Genomic DNA, 25,319 nt, shown 5'->3' on the forward strand with positions numbered 1-25,319 from the left:
ATGGCATATCGCTGGTCGACCTGGCGACGAAGACATCAACACCGCGCCAAACAAGCCCACTACCAGCGAAGACAGGCAAACATCACGAAGTGATGTTGGAGTACTAGTTGGGCGAGGAACAAACATATGCCCGTCATGCATCGCTATCGCAGCGGGTTTCGCCTGCGTGGTGGCACAAATCCGGGGCCACCAACCAACTCGTGCACGCCCGCTGTCAACCGACAATCGCTGCCGCTCGGCCAAAAATAGGTATGTCACCACGGCCATTCAACCGTCGTGAGAGTACTCCGCACGGACGATGCTGGAGCGAAATCCACCGGACCGATCGCGGAGGTTTCCATGGTCCCGCCGAATGCCCAGCAACCGGAGGGCATTGTCTCCGTGGTCTTTCCAACCCGCCCACTCCCGTGAGCGCATCAGCCGCGCCCGCATACCGAAAGCGATGCCACAGGGTGCCCACATGCCGCCCCCGGGCTGACAGATCCAGATGACACACCCTCCCGGCCGCTGGAGATAACCCTCTCGTGGCCTACCGACCAGGAAGCCCGGTGCTTTCGATGACTGCTTTGCTGCCTCTTGCCTATGGATACGTGCGCGATGACCTGCTGAGTGATCGCGACACGAATTCCAGCGATAGCATATTGAGGGCCGCCGCCAGCTCACTCGGGTATGCGCTGGGCACCGTATTCCACGAGCCGGCACCGCAGAGCGCCACACTGCCCCCGGCATTCGTCGATCTCGTGCAGGAATGCCGCCGAGCCAAGGCGCAAACAGTGCTGACGTTGCCTGGACATCTGTCGGGCATGTCCGTGTGCCGGATGGTCCTGCTCGCCATCCTCGAGGTCCGAGCCGGGGCCGCAGTGCAGGAAGTCCGCACCTGACCGGACTGTCAGTGATTTTCCCCGGCCGCCCGCCGCAACGAGTCGAGGCCGAAGAGCTTCCGTTCGCATCCCTGAGTTTTCCTTGCCCTGACCGGGCACGCCATGGAGACCGTCGCACGATGAACACCATTCCACGCCACTGGCCAATTCGGCGATCATGCTGCGCCGCAATTTCAAGCGCATCGCCCGGGCTCCGATCGCGATATTCGACGCCGCGCTGATGGCGGTCATGATGATTCTGGTTTCCGCGTACCGGATCCTGCTGGTCACCGGCGGGGCCTACCGCCGTTGGCGTAACCGAATGCCTGCGGCCGGCCGCGGCTCACCTGATGCGCGTGTTCGCGAGTGAGTGAGCGGTTCGCCTGCCGGGCTGCTGGGTGGCACCGCAGTACCCAACGCCATCCACCACCCCACAATCACGTGCCGGTCCCGCCGCGGCACTCGATCCCGGCGCAGCTGGGCGAAAACTGGTCCCGGCAAGGATTCCGCCGCGCCCACCACTACGGTCGCGACGAGCCTCGATACCCGAAGTATGCCCAACCGCCGAGAAATTCTCTGCTATCGGCATGTCGCACAACAGAATTGGTCGAATGTCGACTGAACGACCCCTGCATATCGCGGACGCGCCTGTCGCACGACGTGGTTGAACACAGTCCACGAGACGGTCTGCCGCTGACCGGTGCCGACTTTGACCGCGTCCAGCCGGGCTTCATGACTCGACAGAGTTCGCGCATGGACGCCATGGGCTGGTTTCAGTAATGGCTGCGATCAAATGGAGTTGCTCGTGCGGTGTGCCGTCACCACAGAACGAGGCCAATATGCTCGGCAGCGCGATATTCTGGCTACGTCACGAAGGCAGGGACAGCTGATGCGCGAAACCGACCCTGTGGAAACTCACCATGCCGTGGGCCCGGAGATCACGGCGGAACTGGCTGCTGCCGGATTCGTGAATGCCCAGGAGGTCGGGAGCGGCGGCTTCGGCATCGTGTATCACTGCACCCAGACGGCGTCGGATCGAATTGTGGCGGTAAAGGTTCTGATCGCAGACCTCGAGGAAGACAACCGGAAGCGGTTCGTCCGGGAGCAGCGGGCGATGGGCCGGCTGACCGGACATCCACGCATCGTCGGGGTATTGGAGGTGGGCACCACCGCGTCCGGTCGGCCGTATCTGGTAATGCCCTACTACCAGCGGGGTTCCCTCGCTGCCAGAGTTGCTCGTCATGGTCCGCTATCGGCGGAGGGGACGTTGCGCGTGGGCGTGCAGGTTGCCGGGGCGTTGGAGACCGCGCACCGGCTCGGCATCCTCCACCGGGACGTAAAGCCCAGCAACATCCTGATCAGCGATTACGGCGAATTGGCACTGACCGATTTCGGGATCGCGCGCGTTGGCGACGGATTTCGCACCGTTACCGGAACGATAACGGGTTCGCCGGCCTTCACCGCACCGGAGGTACTGGCGGGTGAGGAGCCGACCGCGGCGGCGGACGTTTATAGCCTCGGTGCTACTTGCTTCGCGTTGCTGACCGGACATGCGGCGTTCGAGCGGCGTAACGGCGAGGAGCTGGTCGCCCAATTCGCGCGAATTACCCTGCAACCGACGCCAAATCTGCGTGTGCACGGCATCGATGACGACATCTCGGCCGCCATCGAATGTGCGATGGCCCGCGACCCTGAGCAGCGGCCTTCCATGGCGGCGTTGGGCGAGCAGCTGCAGCGACTGCAGGCCGAGCACGGGTGGCCGGTCGATGGCATGGCAGTGCAGGCCGCGGCGGGTGCTGAGCGGGAGGAAAGCGCTCCTGCTCCGTTGATTCCGCCGGCCGTTGACCGCTCACGAGTACGACCCGAGTCGTCCGGTTTGTTGGCTGGCGCAGAGGCAGCTCTTCCGCTGGATCTGACAAGTTTTGTCGGCCGGCGCGTTGAACTGACCGAGGCCAAGAGCCTATTGACGAGCTCGCGGCTGTTGACCTTGACCGGGATCGGCGGGGTGGGCAAGACGCGACTGGCCTTGCGGATCACGGCAGGTGCGCAACGCAAGGGTCCGCACGCAGTGGCGCTGGTTCAGCTCGCGGAGCTGCAAGACGGTGCGCTGCTGCCCGGCGTGATCGCCGCCGCCGTCGGGTTGCGGCCACAACGGAAGCCGGTACTCGATGTGTTGATCGGATTCCTGGCTCCGAAGCAGTTGCTGCTGGTGCTCGACAACTGCGAGCACATCATCGACACGGTGGCGAAGATCGCTGAGACCTTGCTGTGTGCGTGCCCCGAACTACGAATTCTCACCACCAGCCGCGAGCCTCTGGACATAGACGGCGAAGCGGTGCTGCGGGTGCAGCCACTGACCGTGCCCGCCCCGGATCGAGAACTGTCACTGCGGGACGCGGCCCACTATGACGCCGTCACACTGTTCGTCGAACGGGCCGCCGCCGTCGTGCCAGGATTCGCGCTCACGGACGGCAACGTGGCCGCCGTCACCGAGATCTGTCGCCGCCTCGACGGGCTGCCGTTGGCGATAGAATTGGCGGCGGCTCGGTTGCGGACGCTGTCTCCCGAGCAGATCATGCGGCGGCTCACCGACCGGTATGTACTTCTCACGCGCGGCAGCCGCAGCGCCCCCAGCCGCCAGCAGACCCTCAGGTGGTGCATCGACTGGAGCTATTCGCTGTGCAGCCCGGCCGAACAAACGCTCTGGGCGCGGATGTCGGTGTTCGCCGGCAGCTTCGAACTCGACGCCGTCGAACATGTGTGCCGAGACGACTTGATGACGGAGGATGTGCCGGATGTACTTGCCGCCCTGGTCGACAAGTCCATTCTGATCCGGGAGGGGCCGGGCTCGCTGGTGCGATTCCGGTTGCTCGAGACGGTGCTCGAATACGGCCGCGAGAAGCTCGAAGAGGCCCACGAGTACACGAAGTTCCGTTGCCGCCATCTGGATTGGTATCGACGGCTCGCCGAGCGCGCCGAGGCCGACTGGATCAGCCCGCGCCAGCTCGACTGGATCGCCTCTCTCGACCGCGAACAATCGAACCTGCGCGAGGCGCTGGAGTTCTGCCTGACCGGTGCTGAGGCGGAATCCGAGGCCGCCTTGTCGCTCGCGGCGGCCCTGCAACCATTTTGGTTCTCCCACGGTCAGCTGGCCGAGGCACGGTACTGGCTCAATCGCGCCCTCGCCGGCGGACCCACGACTGCGACGGTGCTACGCGCCAAGGCACTGTGGCGCGCCACCATCGTGACAGTTTCCCAGAACGATCTGGCGGCAGCGGCCTCACTGGTGATGCAGGCGCAGGCCCTGGCTGATCGGACCGAGCATCCGATCGTGCACGCGTTCGCGGATCTCGCCACAGGTCTCCACGCGGTCCGCAGCGGCGACGATCCTGCGCGAGCACGTGCCCCCTTGGAGGCCGCACTCGAGTCATTCACCGCCCAGGGCGACGTCTACGGCCAGATCTGGGCTCTGCTCGGACTCGGCTGGGTGCACGAATTCCGGGAGGACACCGCTGCGGCCCTCTCGTATCACGAGCAGGCCCTCGCGGTCACGGAGTCCCACGGCGATGCTGTACATCGGTCTTATGCCTTGTGCGACACAGCGGTTGCGGTGTGGCGCCAGGGTGATAGTGACAGGGCTCTGCGGCTGGTGCGGGAGGGACTGCGGCTGATCGGGCAGCAGAAGGACCCGTTCATGGCCGCGATAGCCCTGGAAACACTGGCCTGGATTGTAGGAGCGGAGGGCAGCGCGCGGCGCGCGGCCGTGTTGCTGGGTGCCGCGCGAGCCCTCTCTCGGACGATTGGCGGTTCCGCCGTGCTGTATCCGGACTTTGTGGATCAGCACGAGGGCTGCAAGCAAGCCGCTCGCCACAGCCTGGGCCAGCGGTCCTTCGACACCGCCTACCGCGAAGGCGCCGCACTGGATCTCGACGCCGCGATCGACTATGCGCTGGGGGAGCAACCGAGGGCCGCGGCTGATGGTCAGTCGCGGTTGACAATTCGGGAGGGGGAGGTGGCCGACCTCGTCGCCTCCGGCCTGACCAACAGGGCCATCGCTGATCGGCTGCGCATTTCTTTGCGGACCGCGAACGGACACGTCGAACACATCCTGACCAAACTCGAATTCACCACACGCGCCCAGATCGCCGCATGGGTGGCCCAGCAGAGCCAACCGGGACATGGTTGAGAGCGGAGCGTTCCCGAGAAGGCGACCACCCTCTTGGCTGTGGATCAGCGCCTGAGCCGCTGCGATACCGGTGGGGCGGTGCATGGCTCGGGCTTTGCGCCGGTTCTCGACCAAATCCGCGGGACTGCTTGCGTCGGGGCGGCGAAACCTCCTGCGGCGTAGACGCGTTCGGTGGTGCGCTCGGACTGCCAACCGTCACGTCAAACATGCTCCGCTGTCAGGAATGCGATCGGTGCTGTGCAGCAAACGCGAAGGGAACGTCGTTAATCGCCCGCATTCGCCGCGGATCCGCACCGCGCCTACGAGGACCTACGCCATCGGTACGCCCCGTGGCGCCCATCGAACTGGCCGCCGGTATCCCTGCCGCTCTGGTCCTCGGCTATCGCGAGGCGCTTCGGTTTCTCGGTGACCCCGAACACTTTCCGGCCGATCCACGCTCTTGGCAGTCGGGTATTCCAGAGGGCTGCCCGGTCATGCCCATCATGGAGTGGGGGCCCGTCGAATCTGTCGGCGCCGGCCGATCGACCCACCGCGCAGCGCATCTCGCCGCCATGGCCGGCGCCCGGACAGCCGGTACCGGCGATCGTGTCGTGGGGAACCCCGCAAGGCGAACCCGCCCTCGTCGCACCCATCATCGTGGTGGTCCCCGGATTGCGGGCCGATGCCGTCCGCTGGGGAGACCGCAATCGCACACAACCGCAACCGAATTACCGCCGACACGGACGAACAAAGCCTGGTCGGTGGCGACCGCCGGCGGACTTTTCGGCGGCGCTCTCGCCCACGCCGCTCGACGAGCGCATTTGGGCAGGGAGGTCTTCGGGTTCCCGACTTCGGAACTACTCGTCTCGCGGTGCCTATGACGATGTTGCAGTCGGGTCCGTCCAACACGCCGCCGAGACTCGACGAGTTTGTCGGGGCCGCCGATGATTTCGATCGGACGGTTGGGTGTTGTCCGAGGTGGTGCACCACCAGCCGGTGCTGTATTGCGGTTGGATTGCAATAAGTTCTGGGTTACACCCCGGGGCGGGCGGGCTACCATGCTGGTCGCGCAGCGTTGCGTGGCCGCGGGGTCGTTGGTGGAGGAAGGCGGCGGCCAGGTGCTGGACCGGGACAAGACATCGCACATCCTGGCCGCCGTGGCCGAGCCGCTCTCGGATCGGTTGCCCGCTATCGCCACCGGTCTGTCCGAGCGGATCATCACAGACGACGCCGCATACGCCGCGCTGATCGCGCCCGCGGAGTTGCGGGACACGATCCTGCGCAATCTGCGTCAGACCGTGGCCTCGATGTTGGACCGTTCGCAGGACCAGCCGATCGATCTCTCCGACGCGACCTGGACCGGGCGGACGCGGGCGGGGCAAGGGCTGCCGCTGGCCTCGCTGCAGGACGCGTACCGGCGGGGCTGTCGGCTGCTGTGGGAGGCGATGATCGCGACGGTGACGGAGAAGGATCCGGCCTCGCTGCCGGATCTGCTGCCGTGCGTGGGTGATCTGTGGGACATCGTCGATCTGCTGATCGGGGCTGTCACCGAGGCCTACCAGGCGGTGGAGTCGGAGCGGCTGGCACGGGACGGTGAGCGGCGCAACGCGGTGCTCGACGTGCTGCTCGGGGGTCCGGGAGCGACGTTTCCCGCAGGTGGGGGCGCGGGACTGGTTGCGGAGGCGTCGGCGTTCCTCGGCCTGCCCGAGCGGGCCCGCTACGCGGTGGCCGCGGTGCGGTCGGTGACCCCGATCGCGGGTCTGCCCCGCGATCGGGGGCGCCCGGCCACCAACGGTTTTCACATCCTGTGGCGGATCCGTGCCGACCACGAGGTGGGGCTGATCGCGCTTGGTGGTGACCCACTGACCGAACCTGCCCGGCTACTCCAGGAGCACGGGGTGGCGGCCGGGATCAGTCCGGTGGTGGGTTCGCTGGCGGAATTGGCCAGGGCCCGTTGGCTGGCAGAGATCGCCTTGCAGACCTGCGCGCCCGGCGCCGACGAGGTGGTGGTGCTCGATCGGCGACTGCCCGCCGCCCTGGTGGCCGCGCAGTCCGACCTCGCCGAGCGACTCCGGTCCGTAGTGCTCGGCCCGGTGCTCGGATTGCCCGCGGCCGAGCGTGACGTGTTGCTGGCCACCGTGACCGCGTGGCTCGACACGGGCGGCTCGGCGGCGGGTGCGGCGGCGATCCTGTATTGCCACCGCAACACCGTGCTGAACCGGTTGCGGCGGGTCGAGGAGCTCACCGGCCGGTCCATCGCCGAACCCCGCGCGATGATCGAGCTCGCGCTGGCGGTCGAGGCGGCCCGCCGATAGCCCCGGTCTGGGCAGGCGAAACAGTCTCACGACCGCCCGTCTGTGCTCAGGCACAAGACTTTCGCCGGGAAACGGATTCCGGCCGCACGCGGCGGGAACGCGCCATAGCTTTCCGCCAGGCAAACGGCCTAGTCGCCGGACCGCAGTCACGCTGCGCCGGTGTGTAATCCGCCCTCCGGGCCGCATTCGAAAGGGACGGTGTTCGCGCATGCGCATTCGCACCTCCATCCTCCGCGCCGCCGTGACGGCCCTCGTCACGGCGGCGGTCACCGCGCTGACTCTCACCGGCGTCGCGCCGCCCGCCCACGCCGACGGCATTCCGAGCGTGGGCCGGAACTGGGCTGCGGCGGGCCCCTATTCGCCGGAGGTCAGTATCGGTGTCGTGCACACGCTGTACTACCCGCAGACCATGGGCGCGCACGGGGAGAAGCACCCGGTGATCATCTGGGGCAACGGGACCGGCGTGCTGCCCGGGGCGTACACCCTGCTGCTGCGCCACTACGCCAGCCACGGCTTCATCGTGGTGGCAGCCAATACGCCCGTGAGCAATTTCGCGATCACCATGCGCAGCGGGATCGACCTCATCGAGAAGCTCAACGGTGATCCATCCAGCGTCTTCTACGGCAAGGTCAACCTGGACCGGATCGGGTCCGCGGGACACTCCCAGGGCGGGTCGGGTGCGATCAACGCCGCCGTCGACCCCCGCGTCGACACGGTCGTCGCGATCCAGCCGGGACCCCTCAACGACCCCGGCCAGCTCCACAAGCCGTCGCTGTTCCTCGCCGGCCAGTTCGACGCGATCGTGTGGCCGGTCCTGGTGAAGGCCATGTACAACGCCGTCGACCAGGCCCCGGCCGAGTACGCGGAGCTGCGCGGGGCCACCCACTTCGGCACCGGCATCACAGGTGGGGACATGCGCGGCCCGTCCATGGCCTGGCTCCGGTACTGGCTGATGGACGACGCGAACGCCCGCACCGAATTCTTCGGCCCCGACTGCGGCTTCTGCACTGACTCCCAGCAGTTCTCCGATTTCCGGCGAAACGGATTGGCCAACCAGATTCCGGGCTGACACTCGATGGGCAAGGTGCGCACCCGAATTCGGAGACGGGTGCGCACCACAGCGGATCACAGGGATCAGCTAATTTCCGACATACCATGAGCAACAACACGACTGCTGCTCGACTATCCTCACCTACTCCAGGATGCGCGCGATGGTAGCTGGGGGTAACATTCGACGAGTGAACGAAACCTGTTACAGCGGAGCATGTTTAACGTGTCGCCGGATAGACAGGCGTATCACGGTCTCTCCGGCACGTCGGTAGCATCGCCGCGGACCGGACTGCAGGGTCCGCGCAGGTTACGGGATATCGATGCGGCACAGGACCGATCGCATCCCCGCAGCAATCACCGACGTGATTTCGTTTGTTCTGAGCACTTCTCACCGATCATGTTTCACCCGTTCATGGGAGTTGCACGTTGAAGATGTTCGAGTTTCCAGTGCCGAACCGCTGCGCGGAGCCGCGCGAGTGAAGCTGCACTCGCCAGAATTCGCCGCCGACCCGCACCGCGCGTACGAGGACCTGCGCCGCCGGTACGGCCCTGTGGCGCCCATCGAACTGGCCGCCGGAATTCCTGCCGTTCTGGTCCTCGGCTATCGCGAGGCGCTACGGATTCTCGGTGACCCCGAGCGCTTTCCGGCCGATTCGCGTGCCTGGGAGGAGACCATTCCGGAGAGCTGCCCGGTCATGCCCATCATGGAGTGGGGTCCCGTGGAATCGTCGGACAAGGGCCGATCGACCCACCGTTCGGCCTATCTGGCCGCAATGGCCGACATCGACCAGTACCGGCTCCTCGACACGGTCGAATCCGCCGCTGTGCCATTGATCAACAGTTTTTGCGGCGTCGGGCAGGCCGACCTGCTCGCCGACTACGCCCGCCCGCTCACCCTGCGCGTCCTCAACGAGTTGATGGGCCTGCCGCTCGTGCTCGGCGCGGAAGCCGGCGCCGCACTGATGGATCTGATCGAGGCCACCGACACGGCCGCCGCAGACCTCGCCGAGCGCCGATTCCGCGCCGTCCTGGCCGAATCGGTAGCCATCAGGCGGCGTTCCCCGGACCGCGACGTCACCTCGACCCTGATCGGCCACGCCGCCGGTTTCGCCGATGCCGAGATCGTCGAACAACTGGCCGAGCTCTACGCCATGGGCGCGGAATCGACCTGGAATCTCATCGTCAGCGCCCTGGTCCTGATGGCCGACGACACCTCCTTCCATGACGACGTCCTCGCCGGCTCCCTCCAACTGCGCGACGCCATCGACAAGGTCCTGTTCACCGACCCCCCGCTCGCCAACGCATGCCCCCGCTACCCGCAGCAGCCCCAGCTGGTGGGCAGCTCCTGGCTCCCAGCGAACCAACCGGTCCTGATCAGCATTACCGCGTGCAATAACGACCCCGCCGTCTCCGGCGACCACACCGGCAATCGCTCCCACCTCGCCTGGGGTTCGGGCGCCCACACCTGTCCGGCCCAGCCGATAGCCTCCATCATCGCTCGCGGGGCCCTCGACCAACTCCTCGATGCCCTCCCCGACATCAAACTCGCGGTCCCCCTGTCCGAACTGCCATGGCGCACCAGCACTTTCCATCGCGCCCCGGTCACCGTCCCGGTGACCTTTCCGCCCTCCCTGCCCCTGGTCCCGTGATCGTGGCGGACCCGGCACCGGACTCGCGGACGAACCGGGACCGACGGGTACCTCGGTCCGCTCGGGTGAGCTATCGCGCACCGGTTTCGAGGGCCGGGCTGGTGCGGATCAGGTGGTCGAACGCACCGAGGGCCGCCGTCGCTCCGGCGCCGGCGGCGACGATGATCTGCTTGAACGGGGCCGTGGTGCAGTCGCCCGCCGCGTACACGCCGGGAACGGACGTGTGGCCGTGATCATCGATGACGATCTCACCGCGCGGGGTGAGATCGACAGTGCCGGAGAGCCATTCGGTGTTGGGTAGCAGTCCGATCTGGACGAAGACGCCATCCACGTCGACCGAATGCCACGCCCCGGTCGTGCGATCGGCGTAGGTCAGGCCGGTGACCTTGACGCCGTCGCCGACCACCTCGGTCGTCTGCGCGCTGAGCAGGATGTCGATATTGGGCAGGCTGCGGAGCTTGCGCTGCAGGACTTCGTCGGCACGCAGCTCGGCGTCGAATTCGACCAGCGTCACGTGCGCGACGATCCCGGCGAGATCGATGGCGGCCTCGACGCCGGAATTCCCGCCCCCGATCACCGCCACGCGCTTGCCCTTGAACAAGGGGCCGTCACAGTGCGGGCAGTAGGTGACGCCCTTGTTCCGGTATTCGGTCTCGCCGGGAACGTTCATCGACCGCCACCGCGCCCCGGTGGAGAGGATCACGCTGCGCGCCAGCAGGCGCACACCGCTCGCGAGCTCCACCTCGACCAGACCCTGCTCCGTGACCGCCGGGATCAGCGCCGTGGCGTGCTGCGCGTTCATGATGTCGACGTCGTACCGGCGAACATGGTCGTCCAGCGCGGCGGCGAGCTTCGGGCCCTCGGTGTAGGGCACCGAGGCGAAATTCTCGATGCCCACCGTGTCGAGCACCTGACCGCCGAAGCGCTCCGCCACGACTCCGGTCCGAATTCCCTTGCGCGCCGCGTAGATCGCCGCGGTGGCTCCCGCCGGTCCGCCGCCCACGACGAGCACGTCGAAGGGGTCCTTCTCGGAGATCGCGGTGGCGGTGCGCGCCGCGGCCCCGACATCGAGCCGGCCGACGATCTGCTCGAGGCTCATCCGGCCCGAGCCGAACGGTTCACCATTGAGGAACACGCTCGGCACCGCCATCACCTGGCGGTTGGCGACCTCGTCCTGAAACAGTGCCCCATCGATCGCGGTGTGCGTGATGGTCGGGTTCAGGACGCACATCAGGTTCAGCGCCTGCACGACATCGGGACAGTTCTGGCAGGACAGGGAGAAATAGGTCTCGAAGTGGAACTCGCCCTCGAGATCGCGCACCTGGGCGAGCAGCTCCGCGGCCTCCTTCGAGGGGTGGCCGCCGACCTGCAGCAGCGCGAGAACCAAAGACGAGAACTCGTGTCCGAGTGGGATTCCGGCGAACCCGACCTCGATGCCGGTGCCCGCGCGGCGGATCACGAACGACGGCCGGCGCGGGTCGTCGCCGGTGCGCGCGTGGGTGACCAGATCCGACAGACCGGCGATCTCGTCGAGGAGTTCGGCGAGTTCCGCGGACTTGGGGCGGTCATCGAGGGTGGACACCAGCTCGATCGGCTGAGTCACCTTCTCCAGCAGTGTCTTCAGTTGGCGTGCGAGCGAGGCGTCGAGCATGCGGGTCTACTCCGATGGGTCGGGAACGGGTGCGGGCAGGCGTCGGCGAATCAGATCTTGCCGACGAGCTCCAGGGACGGGGCCAGGGTCTCCTCGCCCTCTTCCCACTTGGCCGGGCAGACCTCGCCCGGGTGCGAGCGAACGTACTGGGCGGCCTTGACCTTGCGCAGCAGCTCGGATGCGTTGCGGCCGATGCCCTCCGCGGTGACCTCGGTGAACTGGACGACGCCGTCCGGGTCGACCAGGAAGGTGCCGCGGTCGGCCAGGCCCTCGTCCTCGCGAAGCACCCCGAAGTCGGCGCTGATCCGGAGGGCGGGGTCGCCGATCATGGCGTACTTGATCTTGCCGATGGTGTCGGAGGACGCGTGCCACGCCTTGTGCGTGAAGTGGGTGTCGGTGGAGACGGAGAAGACCTCGACGCCCAGGCGCTGCAGCTCGTCGTAGTGGTCGGCGAGGTCGCCGAGCTCGGTCGGGCACACGAAGGTGAAGTCGGCCGGGTAGAAGAAGAAGACCGCCCACTTGCCCTGGATGTCCGCGTCCGAAACGGTCACGAAGGAGCCGTCCTTGAACGCCTCCGCCGAGAAGGACTTGATCCGCTTGTTGATCAGCGACATGAATTGGCCTCATTCCGAAAGGTGGTGGGATCGCTGTTTTCGAAACTATCGAGCGCTAATTGATAGAACCAATCGGAATTCATTCTTTGATTGATAGTACTAGGCAATAAGGGCTGGACAGGGTTTCTGCCGCGATCCGTGCCGCGATCGGAAGTGTGACCGATGCCTCACCGGGGGCTGGCTGCGCGGGTGTCGTCCTGGGTCGGAGTTCGACCGAAAAGTTCGACGTATGCGCAGGTGAGGGGGCATTAAATCGGCGGATCGGCACGGCGGTCACGCATGCAAATCGACCGCTCGAAGCCAATGTACGTTTCGGTGTGGAAACATGGCCGAGTTTCGCCGACAAGGCAGGTTGCATATTCTCGAATTCGCCGCATAATGACTTCAGTTCACGTGACTCACATCACAATAGGCGTGCGAGAGTAGGGATCGTCATTTGCGTGCCCAAGGCCCGCGGAAACGCCCCACATTGTTCCTCGGTGGGTCGATCTGGTCGCCGGGAGAGCCCGAATACGAGACGCTCGGCATCGCGGACGGCCGGGTCGTAGCGGTCGGCGCGGACGCCGTGCGGTGGTCCCGGACCGTGCCGGCCGGTGATCTGCGGACCGTCGATCTGCGCGGAGGCTTCCTGATGCCCGCGTTCGGCGAGGGGCACGCGCATCCCATCTTCGGCGGACTGGAGGCCGTCGGCCCTCAGGTGCGAACCTGCACAAGCGTTTCCGAGATCGCCGAAGTGCTGCGTCGATGGGCCGGGCGGCATCCCGGCCCCGGCTGGATCATCGGCGCGGGCTACGACAGCAGTCTCGCCCCCGACGGGCTCTTCGACGCCGCCTGGCTCGACAACGCGGTCCCGGACCGCCCAGTCTTGTTGCGGGCCTGGGACTATCACACGGTCTGGTGCAATTCGGCGGCGCTCGAACTGGCCGGCATCACCGCCGACACACCCGAACCGGTGCTCGGCGAGATCCCGAGGCGGCTGGACGGGAGCCCACTCGGCACGCTGCGCGAGGCCGGGGCGGTGGACCTGCTCCTGGCCGCCGCACCCGCCGGCGAGACCACCGCGCGGGTCGACGCGCTGCGGCGCGCGACCGCGCAGTACGCGCGGCACGGTGTCACCTGGGTGCAAGACGCCTGGGTGGAGGCGTCCGACGTCGCCGTCTACCTCGAGGCCGCTCGCTCCGGTGCGCTGTCGACCCGCGTGAACCTGGCGCTGCTGGCCGACCCGCGCCGGTTCACCGAGGACCTGCCCACCCTGCTCGCCTCCCGCGCCCGGGTCCGGACCCTCGATCACCCACTGCTGACCGCGAATTCGGTCAAGTTCTTCGCCGACGGCATCATCGAGAACGAGACCGCGGCGCTGCTCGAACCGTATTGCACCCACCGCCATTCGCGCGGCATGGACACCTGGGAGCCCGCGGCGCTGGCCGACGCCGCCGCGGCCGTCGACGCCGCCGGGTTCCAGCTGCACATCCACGCCATCGGCGATGCGGCGGTCCGGTCGGCACTCGACGCGGTCGTGGCCTGCGCCGACCGCAACGGGCCGCGCGACCGGCGACCGGTGATCGCCCACGCGCAACTGATCAGCCCCGACGACATTCCACGGTTCGCCGCACTCGGCGTGGTGGCGAATGTGCAGCCGCTGTGGGCGCAACTCGACCCCGTCATGGTCGATCTGACCATGCCCCGGCTCGGCGCTCGGCGTTCCGAACGCCAATACCCTTTCCGGAGCCTGGCCGAGAGCGGCGCCCGCCTGGCGTTCGGCTCCGATTGGCCGGTGTCGTCGGCGATTCCGCTCGACGGCATCGCGACGGCGGTGACCCGCCGCAACGCCGCGGGTGAACTGAGCGGCGGCTGGATTCCCGCCGAGCTCCTCGACATCACCACCGCCCTGGACGCCTACACCGCCGGCGTCGCCCACCAGGCCTTCGCGGACCGCCGCGACGCCGCGTGGGGGACTCTGGCCCCCGGTTCCGCCGCCGATCTGGTGTGGCTCGACACCGACCCGAGATCGTCTGCCCCGCCATCGATCCCGGAGATCAAGGTGCTGGAGACCTGGCTGGCCGGACACACCACCTACCGCCTCGCCGCGGCGGGGAACCGCACGACCATCGAATGCGAGAACGACGATGACCTTCCCTGAAGCCCGGACCACACCCCGGGCTCGGACCGGCGACCCCACCGGTGACGCCCAGCTGCGGCGCGTCCTCGGCCTGCCGTCGCTGATCCTGTTCGGCCTGGTGTACATGGGACGGACCCTGGTGATCGGCGCCGTCTGGCTGAGTGCGGGCGTGCTCTACCTCGGCATCCTGACCCGCGGTTTCCGTCGGCCCCCGCCCACGCTGACGCTGGCGCACTGACCTGTTCGCGACGGCCGGGGACTCCTGCCGCTCACTCCTTGACTGAATTTTTAGTCAGGGATACCGTTGCAGCCTTCGAGCAAGACCGGATTTTTGGGAGATATGTATGCAGCGTCGTCGGTTCGTACAGACGGGTATCGGTGTGGTCGGCGGGGTGCTCCTCGCCGCCAAGGCCGCCTCGGCCATGCCCGCCACCGGCAGTGGGGGCGGCGACCGGCCGTGGTCGATGCCGGAGGAAGGGGAGCCGCACAAGCGCACCTGGATGGCGTTCGGAGCGAGTGCCGCCTATGGTGACGTGCTGCCCGAGGCCCAGCGCAACCTGGCCTCGATCGCGCAGGCCATCGCGCGGTTCGAGCCGGTGTCGATGCTGGTCCGTCCCGAGGAGACGGACATCGCGCGCGGGCTGATCGGCGGGGCGAACGTCGAGCTGGTGCCCGCCGCGCTCGACGATCTGTGGATGCGCGACACCGGGCCGGTGTTCGTCAAGGGCGGCGGCGGCAAGGCCGGGGTCGACTTCAACTTCAACGGGTGGGGCAACAAGCAGGCGCACGGGCAGGACGCGCGGGTGGCGGGCCTGGTCGCCGGTCGCGCGGGGGCGCGGACCGTGTCGACCGAGCTGGTGCTCGAGGGCGGCGGGATCGAGGTCGACGGCGAGGGCACCGCCATCATCACCGAGAGCTGTGTGCTCAACGCCAATCGCAACCCCGGCTGGAGCAAGGCCGATGTCGAGGCCGAACTGGACAAGCTGCTCGGGCTGAAGAAGATCATCTGGCTGCCCGGTATCGCGGGGCAGGACATCACCGACGGGCATACCGACTTCTACGCCCGCTTCGCCCGGCCCGGGGTGGTGGTGGCCGCGCTCGACACCGACCCGAAGTCCTACGACCACGACGTCACCAAGCGCCACCTCGAGATCCTGAAGACGGCCACCGATGCGCGCGGCCGGCAGGTGCAGGTGGAGGTCATCAAGGCGCCGACCCAGGTCCGGCCCGAGTACAAGACCAAGGACTTCGCGGCCGGGTACATCAACTTCTACGTCTGCAACGGCGCAGTCATCGCCCCGGAATTCGGTGACGCCGAAGCGGATTCGGCCGCCAAGTCCACCCTGGCCCGGCTGTTCCCGAACCGGCAGATCGTGCAGGTGAACATCGACGGCATCGCCTGGGGTGGCGGCGGTATCCACTGCACCACGCAGCAGGAACCGGTGGACTAGGCCGTGTTTTGAAAGTCGGGTCACCGTAGCCATTGGTTGATGGCGGCGATGTGGATCGTGGCCAGGTAGCGGACGGCGAGTTTGTCGAATCGTGTTGCGACAGCGCGGTGTTGCTTGAGCTGGTTGATGCCGCGCTCGACGGCGTTGCGGTCGCGGTAGATCTCGGGGTCGAATGCCGGTGGCCGCCCGCCACCTGAGCCGCGGTTGCGGCGTTTGGCGAGTTGGTCGGCCGGAATCGGGATGGTCGCCCGGATGCCACGTCGGGCCAGATAGGCGCGGTTGGCGCGAGAGGAATACGCCTTGTCGGCCAAGACCCGGTCCGGACGAACTCGCGCCCGCCCCGGCCCGAAGCGCGGCACCCAGATCGCCTCCAGTACCGCGCTCATGCGCGGACTGTCGGCGGCCTGGCCACCGGTCAGTACCACTGCCAACGGGCGCAGTCCCTGTTCGTAGGCCACGTGCAGTTTCGTGCCCCAGCCGCCGCGCGAACGACCGAACGCGTGATCGGCAGGTTCGGGATAGACCCCGCCAGGTGGTTCGACCTGTCGGTCACCGTCGCGGCGGGCTCCGGCGGCGTGTTGATGAGCCCGCGCGATGGTGGAATCCACACTCACCTGCCAGCAGATCGCGCCGACGGCGTCGGCCAACGCTTGCAGCAACTTCAGGATGAAAACCCAGTTCCCGGCCCGCTGCCAGCGCCGGAACATTCCATAGATCGTCTGCCATGGCCCGTACTCGACCGGCACATCCCGCCACGGTGCCCCGACCCGGGTGCGCCATCGGATCCCGTCGATAAGTTGGCGTCTGCTCCATTTCGGCGGACGGCCCGCCTTCTTGCCGCGAGGCAGCAACGGTTCCAACCGTGCCCACTGGGCATCGGTCAGATCCGATCGCCTCGTCACCGCTACGCTGGCCACGAGGTCTCCGGTGTGAAGTTCTGCTTGGTCGCTGAACCATCTACCGGAGACCTCGCCCATTTGCCAACGTGGACAGCGCTTTCCAGCTCACGTGTGGAGGGGTGCCGCTTCGCGGCACCCCTCCACACGAACTACTTTCAAAACACGGCCTAGACCACCTGCGGGATCACGGAGGCCGCCCCGCGCGCCGGTGTTGGCTGAAATTTCAGTCAAGATTAGAGTCGGTGTGCGGGGCTTTCGAAAAGTACGGGAGAGAAAGCATGGGTATGGGCCGATTCGCGAGCGGTGCGCTGAGCCGCCTGCTGGGAGATTCGCGCGACTTCGAGGACGACGGCCGCCGCTGGTCGATGCCGGAGGAAGGCGATCCGCACCGGCGGACCTGGATGGCCTTCGGCGCGAACGAGGCGGTGTGGGGGAGACGCCTGCTGCCACAGGTCCAGCACGATCTGGCGCGGATCGCGCTGACGATCGCGCGATTCGAACCCGTCTCGGTGGTGGTCCGCCCCGAGGACCTCGATCTGGCCCGCCGCCTGCTCACCGACCCCCGTATCGACCTGATCCCCGCGCCGCTCGACGACATCTGGATGCGCGATTCCGGACCGGTCTTCGTACACGGCGAGAACGGTATGGCCGCGGTCGATTTCAACTTCAACGGCTGGGGCGGGAAACAGAAGGCCCGGCAGGATCGCAAGGTGGCCGACTTCGTCACCCGCACGGCGGGAGTGGAGTCCTTGCCCGCCGAATTGGTGCTCGAGGGCGGCGGAATCGAGGTCGACGGCCAGGGCACCGCCATCATCACCGAAAGCTGTGTGCTCAACAACAATCGGAACCCGGGCTGGAAGAAGAAGGACGTCGAGGACGAGCTGCGATACCTGCTCGGCCTCGAGAGGATCATCTGGCTGCCGGGCATCGCCGGCTACGACATCACCGACGGGCACACCGACTTCTACGCCCGCTTCGCCCGGCCGGGTGTGGTCGTGGCGGGGCTGGACACCGACCCGGACTCCTTCGACTACGACGTCACCCACACGCATCTCGAGATCCTGCGCTCGGCCACCGACGCCCGGGGCAGGCCCTTGCGGGTCGAGGTGATCGAGGGGCCGTCGCAGGTCCGCCCGCAGTTCGACGGCGAGGACTTCGCGGCGGGCTACATCAACTTCTACGTCTGCAACGGCGCGGTGATCGCACCCGAATTCGGTGATCCCCGAGCGGATTCGGCGGCACACGCCACCCTGCGCCGCCTGTTCCCGGACCGCTACGTCGCGCAGATCCCGATCGACGGCATCGCCGCGGGCGGTGGCGGCATCCACTGCACCACCCAGCAGGAACCCGCGAACCTGAGCACTCCGCCCATCCCTCGGGACCCGTATACGTCCGATCATCCGGCACATCCGTAAAGTGAGGTTCCGTGTCCGACCGTCAGACTCAGATCCTGGAAGCAGCCATTCGCGTCATCGCCCAGGACGGCGTGCGCGGGCTGCGTATCGAGAAGCTCGCCGCCGAAGCCGGAGTCTCCACGGCGCTGATCTACTACCACTTCAAGGATCGGTCGGGCGTGCTCGACGCCGCGCTGGGATTCATCAACGCCCAGGCGCAGCGCTATACCGATTCGGCGTTCGCGATCGCCAATCCCCGTGCCGCGCTGGAACATATGCTGCTGCTGGAGATCCAGGACGTTCCCGACGTGCGCAACAACAGCATCGCCTGGGGCGAACTCCGGGCCAGCGCGGTCTTCTCCGAGGATCTGCGCGAACAGCTGCGCACCACGACCGAGAGCTGGGTCGAGGAAGCGGCCGCCCTCATCGAGCGGGCCCGCGAGGCGGGGCTCGCGGTCCGCGACGTCAACCCCACCGCCGCCGCCGAACGCCTCACCGCCCTCGTGGAGGGCCTCAGTGAGCGCTGGCTCAGCGGCTCCCTGGACCTGGCTCGCGCCCGCGAATTGCTCGCGGGCGCGGTCGTCGCCGAACTGGGCCGGGTCTGACACCGATCAGATCGTGGCGAGCTCGGCAGTGATTGCGCCGGAGAGCAATTCACGGGTCCGCTCGATAGTGCAGTACCCGCTGAGCCACCGTTTGCTCAAGCCTTCCACCAGGGTCGTGAGGCGTTCGGCCGCGCCGGTCAGGTCGGGCGCTGGGCTACCGTGCGCGGTCTCGACCACCTCCCGCATCACATCCGCGACATGGTCGACCCATTCACCGGTGGTCGACCGCAATGTCTCCCGCAGCTCCGGCGCGAACACCGCGCTGGCCCGCAGTTCACCCCAGGCGATGCAGTGCATGCGCACGTCGAGCGCGCTCTGCAGTTCCACCAGCAGCATCCGGTCGAGTGCGGCGCGCGGGCACAGGTCCGCGGGCACCGCCTCCTCGATGTGCGCCGCCGCCCGCAGATCCAGATATTCGAGGGCATGGCGCAGCACGCCCGCCCGATCCTCGAAGTAGTGGTAGATCAGTGCGGTCGAGACGCGGGCCTCGGCGGCGAACTTGCCGATGCGCAAACCCTGCACCCCGTCCTCGGCGATCACCCGGACCGCCGCGTCCAGGATGTGCCGTTCACGTTCCCTCACCGCGCTAGCCGACCGGCTGCTGCTGGGTGGTGCAGTGGATACCGCCGCCGCCCGCGGCGATGCCGTCGATATCGATCTGTACGACCTCGCGGTCCGGGAACAGACGCTCGAGGGTGTCCTTGGCGGCCGCATCGCCGTCCGGATCGCCGAACTGCGGCGCGATGACAGCACCGTTGCAGACGTAGAAGTTGATGTACCCGGCCGCGAAGTCCTTCTCGTTCCGGTACTGCGGGCGTACCTGCGCCGGACCTTCGATCACCTCCACCCGCAGCGGGTTGCCGTGCACATCCGTTGCGTCCCTCAGTATTTCGAGGTGACGCTGGGTGACGTCGTGGTCGTAGGACTCGGGGTCGGTGTCGAGGCCCGCCACGACGACGCCCGGCCGCGCGAAGCGGGCGTAGAAGTCGGTGTGGCCGTCGGTGATGTCGTGGCCCTTGATGCCGGGCAGCCAGATGATCTTCTCGAGGCCGAGCAGGTACTTCAGCTCGGCCTCGACCTCCGGCTTGCTCCAACCCGGGTTCCGATTGTCGTTGAGCACACAGCTTTCGGTGATGATGGCGGTGCCCTGGCCGTCGACCTCGATCCCGCCGCCCTCGAGCACCAGACCGGTGTGCAGCGTTTCGACCCCGGCCCGGCCGGTGACGATCTGCGCGACCTTCGCGTCCTGGGCGTGCGACTGTTTCCCGCCCCACCCGTTGAAGTTGAAATCGACCCCCGCGAGCGCCCCGACGCCCTTGACGAACACCGGCCCGGTGTCGCGCATCCACAGATCGCCGAGCGCGGCGGGCAGTAGTTCGACGTTCGCGCCGCCGATCAGCCCGCGCGCGATGTCCATCTCCTCGGGGCGGACCAGCATCGACACCGGCTCGAACCGCGCGATGGCCTGCGCGATCGAGGCCAGGTTGTGGCGGACCACCGGGAGCAGCTCCGCGCCCCAGACCCGTTCGCTCGCACCGAATGCCATCCAGGTCCGGGTGTGCGGATCGCCCTCCTCGGGCATCAACCAGGCGCGGTCGTCATGCGGAACCCGGCTGGGCGGAGTGTCATTGGTGTCCGAGCCGGTGTCGTCGCACGCGGCCAGCAGCAGACCGCCCGCCATCGCCATGCTCACCTGAAAGAATCGCCGCCGCCGCATCGCGCCACTCCTTGTTGTCCGGTCCGTTGATGGGTTCCGATCGCATGAGCGATCGCAGGGCTACCGAGATGATAGCCCTGACTGAAAATTCAATCGATAGCCGCCGTACGGGCGCGTCATGCACTTGTAGTGCGGAGTCTGTCGCACTTCCAGTGGACGGTCGGGCGAATACTGACTGAAAATTTAGACACATTGTCATGGCGATCACGGGAGTGATGCGGCGCACACTGATCCACACCGAACATCCCCAACCGGAGAGATCAGGATGAAGTTTCGCTCGATCACCACGACCGCGGCCCTGGCGGCGGCCGCTCTCGCCAGCACGTCGATGACCGCGAATATCGCTGGTGCGCAGCCGGATTCGCCGAACTCGGCACCCGGCATCCAGTACCGGGCCACCCTGGTCGACCACTCGGTCGTGGTCACCACCGACGCCGGTTCGCTGGCCGCCCGGGACGGCCGGTTCGAGGTGCTCGACCGCAGCGGCGCACCGGTCGCGGTGCTGCCGCTGAGTTATCAGCGTGAGGGCATGGTCTGGCCGATCGCGGCCCGCGTCGAGGGCAACACCGCCACCTTGACGCCCGGTACCGATCCGGCCGCGGCGGTGCCGGTTCCGGCGGGAACGCCGACGCTGACCTCGATCGACGCGACCGCCAATCCCAACTACAACCAGGCGCTGGCCAACCTCTCCAGTGCCGCCACCATCGGCGCCGCGGTCGGCACCCTGATCGGAACCGCGATCGGCGCGGCCGTGGGCTGCGTCGCGGGCGGGGCGCTGCTGGGCGCCGGCGCGGGCATCCCGACCCTGGGGACCCTGGCGATCCCGGGCGCGATCGGCGGTTGCCTGGTCACCGCCGCCGCCACCGCGCCGCTGGGTGCGGCTGTCGGTCTGATCGCCGTCGGCGGGCCGATCACGGCGGTGGCCCTGTTCCAGTTCTTCGCCGACCTGGCCACCCCGCCCGCTCCGGTGAACTGACCGCAACCCGCTGACCGGCAGGTATCGCAGCAGGTCCAGGCCGGTCAGCGCCATTGACTAACAATTTGGTCAGTGTGAAGATGCCCCTACGTTTCGACGTCCGAACGATCGGAAGAACGCAAATGGAAAGCAGTACAACCACCACCTGGCGAATGCCGGCCGAATGGGCGCCGCACGAGCGCTGCCTCATGGCGTGGCCGACCCGCGAAAGCCTGTGGGGCCCCTACTTCGAGGAAGCGAAAGCGGAGTACGCCGCGACCGCGAACGCCATCGGTGACTTCGAGCCGGTGCTGATGATCGCCAATCCGGGTCAGGCCGACGAGGTGCGCAAGGCGTGCGGCAGGGCGGTCGATGTCGTCGAGATGCCGATCGACGATTCCTGGATCCGGGATTCCGGGCCGCTGATCGTGCGGGATCGGGACGGGCGGCGCGCGGGCGTCGACTTCCGCTTCAACTCGTGGGGCGAACGATTCCTGCCCTACGACAAGGACGACGCACTCGCCGGGCGGATACTCCAGGCCCTCGGTTTCGATCGCCACGCCTCGGGCATGGTGCTCGAGGGCGGCTCGATCACCGTCGACGGCGAGGGCACCCTCATCACCACCGAGCAGTGCCTGCTCAACCCGAATCGCAACCCGTCGATGTCGCGGGAGGAGATCGAGGCGGAGCTGCGGCTGCGACTGGGCATCACGACCGTGATCTGGCTGCCCTACGGGCATTTCGACGACGCTCACACCGACGGCCACGTCGACGGCGTCTGCACGTTCGTGCGGCCGGGCGCGGTGGTCGCCCAGACCTGTACGAATCCTGATCTGCCCGATTACGAGCGGATGGCCGCCAACCTCGAGGTGCTGCGGTCCGCGACCGACTCGGCGGGCCGGCCGTTCGAAATCTACGAACTGCCCGAATTCCCGGTCACCACCCTGCCCGACGGCACCGACACCATGGTCGCCTACGCCAACTTCTACGTCGCCAACGGCGCGGTGATCACCCCGACCGCCGGGCACGAACTCGACGAGCCCGCGCTGGACACCCTGCGCAAGGCCTTCCCCGATCGCGAAGTCGTCGGCGTCCCGGGCAATATCGTCGCCTTCGGCGGCGGTGGCGTCCACTGCATCACCCAACAGATCCCGGCCGTGACCAGCGCGGGGGTGAACCTGTGAGCGACCTCGATTTCCGTGGACCCGACCACACCGATGACGGCACCTTCGTCACCGTCACCGCGCTCGGCACGCCGACGTCCTCACCGGCCCGCACCGACCCGCCGACGCGGACCCCGATCCGGGTCGGCGCGGTGCAGACCAGCTGGCACGCCGATCCGGACGAACATCGCGCGGTCCTGGCCGCCGGCGTCGCCCGCGCGGCGCTGCTCGGGGCGCAGGTGGTGTGCCTGCAGGAACTGACCCTGAGCCCGTACTTCGCGACCGTGCCCGACAACGCCGAGGCCGCGGCGCACCGGGAGACCATTCCCGACGGGCCCACCACTACGTTCGCGCGGGACCTCGCTGCCCGCCACGGGATCCTGGTGCACGCCTCGCTCTACGAGCACAGCGACACCGGCCGCGGGTACAACACCGCGATCCTGGTCGCGCCCAGCGGCGAGGTGCTGGCCCGCACCCGCAAACTGCACATTCCCCAATTCCCCGGGTATCACGAGGACCGCTATTTCGATTCCGACGACAGCGGATTCCCGGTGATCGACGCGGCGGGCAGCCGATTCGGATTCCCCACCTGCTGGGATCAGTGGTTCCCGGAACTGGCGCGCGTGTATTCGCTGCGCGGCGCGGAGATTCTGGTCTATCCGACCGCGATCGGCAGTGATCCCGAATTGAAGGAATTCGACACTCTGCCGATGTGGCATCAGATGATCGCGGCCAATGGCCTGGCGAATGCCACCTTCATGGTCGCGGTGAATCGGATCGGGCACGAGGACGGCATCACCTTCTACGGGTCGTCGTTCATTTCCGATCCGTACGGGCGGACGATCGTGCAGGCGCCGCGGGACCGGGACACCGTCCTGGTCGCGGACCTGGATCTGGACCAGCGTCGGGACTGGCTCACCTTCGGCATGTTCGACACCCGCCGCCCGGCCAGTTACGGCGCTCTCACCGCCGAATCTGCCGCCGTCGAGGCATAACAGCACCACCCCTCCCGTGCCCGGCGGCTAGCCCGCGGCACACCGAGACAGGCCCACGACATTCCGAGGGACGAAATGCGCATCACCACAATGAAAACGGTCGCCCTGGCCACCTGTGCGACAGCTCTGCTGGCCGGGTGCGGCGGACGGCCGGAAACCTCCGCCACCGCCATCTCCAGCTCGAACTTCCTGGGCCTCCCCTCGATGACCGCCGCGGCGGCCGGGCCCGCGGACAGCGCCACCTGGGCGCTGTACCGCGACCCCACCACGATCGATCCGGCCACCGCGTTCGACTACCCGGAGAACACCGTGGTCTCGACGCTGTGCGAATCGCTACTGCGCCAACAGCCCGACGGGTCGCTCGCGCCCGGGCTGGCCAGTGAATACCACTTCGCCACCCCGACCACCCTGGTCCTGAAACTGCGTGCCGGAGTGCGCTTCTGGGACGGTCAACCGCTGACTCCGGCCGACGTCGCGTTCAGCCTGCAACGCAATATGGACACCCAGACGGGCGGCTTCTACAGCACGGTCCTCAACCGCATCACCAAGATCTCCGTCGATGGTCCCGACACCGTCACGCTCACCCTCAGCAGCCCGGACTACTGGCTGCCCGGGGAGCTCTCGTCGATGGCGGGTGTGGTCATCGAGGAACGGTATGCCCGCGGTCAGGGGCAGCGCTATGGCACGCCCGACGGGGGCGCGATGTGCACCGGGCCGTACAAATTGGCCGAGTGGACGGCCGGAAGATCGCTGACGGTGACGGCGAATCCGAATTACTGGGATCCGTCGCTGAAACCGATGACCAACCGGATCGACTTCCGCGGAGTCTCCAACGCGGCCACCCTGACCACCGGGCTGTCGACCGGCGAGATCAGCGGAACCTATCTGACCGACACCTCCACATTCCGGGAGCTCGAGCAGATCAAGAATGTCGAGATCCACAAGGGACCCTCGGGCGAGACCGAATTCCTGATCCCCGCCAATCTCACCGGCGTGCTCGGCGACCTGCGGGTCCGGCAGGCGCTGTCGCTGGCCTTCGACCGCAACGCCTTCAGCGCCGCGGTGTACGGCGGCAACGCGGTCGGGCCGCGTATGTCCACCAATCCGGGCACCTGGGGGTACGCGAAGGACGCGTTCACCGCGGCCTGGAACGCGGCGCCGGATCCCGCGCCCGACCTCGAGCGGGCCAAGCAGCTCATCCGCGAGGCCGGAGCCACCGGGAAGCCGTTCGTCATCGCCACCTCCACCGGACTGTCCACGGTCAACACCGCCGCCAACGCGTGGCTGGAAGCGGCCGATTCGATCGGCTTGAACGCCAGCCTGTCCAACGTCTCGCCGCAGAACTACATCAACCTGTTCACCGATCCCAAGGCCCGCGAGGGTGTCGACGCGTTCAGCACCACCACCTACGGTGACTCCGCCGATCCCGCGGCGCTGATCGCCAGCTACACCGAACCCAAAGGCGCGCAGAACTATTCGGGTTACGACAATCCGCAACTGCACGCCGCGCTCGAACGCGCCCGCACCCAGGCCGACCCGGACCAGCGGGCCGCGGCCATGATCGAGGCCGACCGGCTGGTCATGGCCGACCTGCCCTGGATCCCGATGGTCCATCCCGCGCTGTTCCTGATCCTGGACAAGAAGCTCACCGGCGCGCCCTCCTCGTTCGCCTACATGCAGGCGCCGTGGCTGGCCGGACTCGGCCGGGGGCAATGAC

General features: G+C 67.4%; 19 protein-coding genes and 1 pseudogene. 15 read left to right on the plus strand and 5 right to left on the minus strand.

Annotated features, from left to right (window positions below):
• Positions 1-557 precede the first annotated feature (557 nt).
• The 6 genes from ABZ412_RS34380 to ABZ412_RS34405 all read left to right on the plus strand — a co-directional run bounded on the left by ABZ412_RS34380 (position 558) and on the right by ABZ412_RS34405 (position 10,039).
• On the plus strand, positions 558-881 hold the full coding sequence (locus ABZ412_RS34380) for a hypothetical protein (RefSeq protein ID WP_357289035.1): 324 nt from the start codon (positions 558-560) through the stop codon (positions 879-881).
• A gap of 157 nt (positions 882-1,038) precedes the next feature.
• The gene (locus ABZ412_RS34385) at positions 1,039-1,230 is read left to right on the plus strand and encodes a hypothetical protein (protein ID WP_357289135.1); all 192 of its coding nucleotides are present in this window, start codon (positions 1,039-1,041) and stop codon (positions 1,228-1,230) included.
• 519 nt (positions 1,231-1,749) lie between these two features.
• Entirely contained in the window at positions 1,750-5,046 is a 3,297-nt protein-coding gene (locus tag ABZ412_RS34390; RefSeq protein ID WP_357289038.1) for a protein kinase, read from the plus strand.
• Between the two features lie 1,037 nt (positions 5,047-6,083).
• The gene (locus ABZ412_RS34395; RefSeq protein ID WP_357289041.1) at positions 6,084-7,340 is read left to right on the plus strand and encodes a helix-turn-helix domain-containing protein; all 1,257 of its coding nucleotides are present in this window, start codon (positions 6,084-6,086) and stop codon (positions 7,338-7,340) included.
• A gap of 208 nt (positions 7,341-7,548) precedes the next feature.
• Positions 7,549-8,409, plus strand: a complete 861-nt coding sequence (locus ABZ412_RS34400; RefSeq protein WP_357289043.1) for an acetylxylan esterase — start codon at positions 7,549-7,551, stop codon at positions 8,407-8,409.
• Positions 8,410-8,866: 457 nt separating this feature from the next.
• Complete coding sequence (locus ABZ412_RS34405; protein WP_357289046.1) at positions 8,867-10,039, plus strand: cytochrome P450; 1,173 nt, start codon at positions 8,867-8,869, stop codon at positions 10,037-10,039.
• A gap of 70 nt (positions 10,040-10,109) precedes the next feature.
• On the opposite strand, the gene ahpF is transcribed toward ABZ412_RS34405, so the two are convergent.
• The gene (gene ahpF / locus ABZ412_RS34410) at positions 10,110-11,690 is read right to left on the minus strand and encodes an alkyl hydroperoxide reductase subunit F (protein ID WP_357289048.1); all 1,581 of its coding nucleotides are present in this window, start codon (positions 11,688-11,690) and stop codon (positions 10,110-10,112) included.
• Between the two features lie 50 nt (positions 11,691-11,740).
• Positions 11,741-12,304 carry an alkyl hydroperoxide reductase subunit C gene (ahpC, locus tag ABZ412_RS34415; RefSeq protein WP_357289051.1) on the minus strand — a complete coding sequence of 188 codons (564 nt, stop codon included), beginning with the start codon at positions 12,302-12,304 and terminating at the stop codon, positions 11,741-11,743.
• A gap of 436 nt (positions 12,305-12,740) precedes the next feature.
• On the opposite strand from ahpC, the gene ABZ412_RS34420 reads away from it, so the two are divergent.
• The 3 genes from ABZ412_RS34420 (at position 12,741) to ABZ412_RS34430 (ending at position 15,874) form a co-directional block, all read left to right on the plus strand.
• Positions 12,741-14,444 (plus strand): amidohydrolase, encoded by a 1,704-nt coding sequence (locus ABZ412_RS34420; RefSeq protein WP_357289054.1) that lies wholly within the window; start codon positions 12,741-12,743, stop codon positions 14,442-14,444.
• Positions 14,431-14,661: a hypothetical protein gene (locus ABZ412_RS34425; protein WP_357289058.1), complete on the plus strand. Its 231-nt coding sequence runs from the start codon at positions 14,431-14,433 to the stop codon at positions 14,659-14,661. Before ABZ412_RS34420 ends, ABZ412_RS34425 begins: the two co-directional genes overlap by 14 nt.
• Positions 14,662-14,845: 184 nt before the next feature.
• Complete coding sequence (locus ABZ412_RS34430) at positions 14,846-15,874, plus strand: agmatine deiminase family protein (protein ID WP_357289129.1); 1,029 nt, start codon at positions 14,846-14,848, stop codon at positions 15,872-15,874.
• Positions 15,875-15,894: 20 nt separating this feature from the next.
• Here ABZ412_RS34430 and ABZ412_RS34435 read toward each other — a convergent pair whose 3' ends face one another.
• On the minus strand, positions 15,895-16,791 hold the full coding sequence (locus ABZ412_RS34435) for an IS5 family transposase (protein ID WP_357289132.1): 897 nt from the start codon (positions 16,789-16,791) through the stop codon (positions 15,895-15,897).
• 266 nt (positions 16,792-17,057) lie between these two features.
• On the opposite strand from ABZ412_RS34435, the pseudogene ABZ412_RS34440 reads away from it, so the two are divergent.
• Positions 17,058-18,122: pseudogene (locus tag ABZ412_RS34440) on the plus strand (agmatine deiminase family protein); the annotation flags it as partial.
• A 77-nt stretch (positions 18,123-18,199) separates the two neighbouring features.
• Entirely contained in the window at positions 18,200-18,772 is a 573-nt protein-coding gene (locus ABZ412_RS34445; RefSeq protein WP_357289061.1) for a TetR/AcrR family transcriptional regulator, read from the plus strand.
• Between the two features lie 6 nt (positions 18,773-18,778).
• Here the strand turns inward: ABZ412_RS34445 and ABZ412_RS34450 are convergent, their stop codons facing one another.
• Together ABZ412_RS34450 and ABZ412_RS34455 are read right to left on the minus strand one after the other, a co-directional pair.
• Positions 18,779-19,354: a TetR/AcrR family transcriptional regulator gene (locus ABZ412_RS34450; RefSeq protein ID WP_357289064.1), complete on the minus strand. Its 576-nt coding sequence runs from the start codon at positions 19,352-19,354 to the stop codon at positions 18,779-18,781.
• 4 nt (positions 19,355-19,358) lie between these two features.
• Positions 19,359-20,489: an agmatine deiminase family protein gene (locus tag ABZ412_RS34455; protein WP_357289067.1), complete on the minus strand. Its 1,131-nt coding sequence runs from the start codon at positions 20,487-20,489 to the stop codon at positions 19,359-19,361.
• 265 nt (positions 20,490-20,754) lie between these two features.
• On the opposite strand from ABZ412_RS34455, the gene ABZ412_RS34460 reads away from it, so the two are divergent.
• From ABZ412_RS34460 to ABZ412_RS34475, 4 genes are all read left to right on the plus strand, one after another.
• The gene (locus ABZ412_RS34460; RefSeq protein ID WP_357289070.1) at positions 20,755-21,465 is read left to right on the plus strand and encodes a hypothetical protein; all 711 of its coding nucleotides are present in this window, start codon (positions 20,755-20,757) and stop codon (positions 21,463-21,465) included.
• A gap of 122 nt (positions 21,466-21,587) precedes the next feature.
• Positions 21,588-22,628, plus strand: coding sequence for an agmatine deiminase family protein (locus tag ABZ412_RS34465; protein WP_357289073.1), 1,041 nt, complete (start codon positions 21,588-21,590; stop codon positions 22,626-22,628).
• Complete coding sequence (locus ABZ412_RS34470; protein ID WP_357289076.1) at positions 22,625-23,602, plus strand: nitrilase-related carbon-nitrogen hydrolase; 978 nt, start codon at positions 22,625-22,627, stop codon at positions 23,600-23,602. The genes ABZ412_RS34465 and ABZ412_RS34470 overlap by 4 nt, the downstream gene beginning before the upstream one ends.
• Positions 23,603-23,677: 75 nt before the next feature.
• Positions 23,678-25,318, plus strand: a complete 1,641-nt coding sequence (locus ABZ412_RS34475; protein WP_357289079.1) for an ABC transporter substrate-binding protein — start codon at positions 23,678-23,680, stop codon at positions 25,316-25,318.
• Position 25,319 lies beyond the last annotated feature (1 nt).

It is taken from the genome of Nocardia sp. NPDC005746 (genome assembly GCF_040630785.1).
Lineage (GTDB): Bacteria > Actinomycetota > Actinomycetes > Mycobacteriales > Mycobacteriaceae > Nocardia.

What these genes read in the sequence shown, in the direction of transcription:
- ABZ412_RS34380 (WP_357289035.1), top strand. Translation starts at nt 558, where the DNA reads ATGACTGCTTTGCTGCCTCTTGCCTATGGATACGTGCGCGATGACCTG.
- ABZ412_RS34385 (WP_357289135.1), top strand. Translation starts at nt 1,039, where the DNA reads ATGCTGCGCCGCAATTTCAAGCGCATCGCCCGGGCTCCGATCGCGATA.
- ABZ412_RS34390 (WP_357289038.1), top strand. Translation starts at nt 1,750, where the DNA reads ATGCGCGAAACCGACCCTGTGGAAACTCACCATGCCGTGGGCCCGGAG.
- ABZ412_RS34395 (WP_357289041.1), top strand. Translation starts at nt 6,084, where the DNA reads ATGCTGGTCGCGCAGCGTTGCGTGGCCGCGGGGTCGTTGGTGGAGGAA.
- ABZ412_RS34400 (WP_357289043.1), top strand. Translation starts at nt 7,549, where the DNA reads ATGCGCATTCGCACCTCCATCCTCCGCGCCGCCGTGACGGCCCTCGTC.
- ahpF (WP_357289048.1), bottom strand. Translation starts at nt 11,690, where the DNA reads ATGCTCGACGCCTCGCTCGCACGCCAACTGAAGACACTGCTGGAGAAG.
- ahpC (WP_357289051.1), bottom strand. Translation starts at nt 12,304, where the DNA reads ATGTCGCTGATCAACAAGCGGATCAAGTCCTTCTCGGCGGAGGCGTTC.
- ABZ412_RS34425 (WP_357289058.1), top strand. Translation starts at nt 14,431, where the DNA reads ATGACCTTCCCTGAAGCCCGGACCACACCCCGGGCTCGGACCGGCGAC.
- ABZ412_RS34430 (WP_357289129.1), top strand. Translation starts at nt 14,846, where the DNA reads ATGCCCGCCACCGGCAGTGGGGGCGGCGACCGGCCGTGGTCGATGCCG.
- ABZ412_RS34455 (WP_357289067.1), bottom strand. Translation starts at nt 20,489, where the DNA reads ATGCGGCGGCGGCGATTCTTTCAGGTGAGCATGGCGATGGCGGGCGGT.
- ABZ412_RS34460 (WP_357289070.1), top strand. Translation starts at nt 20,755, where the DNA reads ATGAAGTTTCGCTCGATCACCACGACCGCGGCCCTGGCGGCGGCCGCT.
- ABZ412_RS34465 (WP_357289073.1), top strand. Translation starts at nt 21,588, where the DNA reads ATGGAAAGCAGTACAACCACCACCTGGCGAATGCCGGCCGAATGGGCG.
- ABZ412_RS34475 (WP_357289079.1), top strand. Translation starts at nt 23,678, where the DNA reads ATGCGCATCACCACAATGAAAACGGTCGCCCTGGCCACCTGTGCGACA.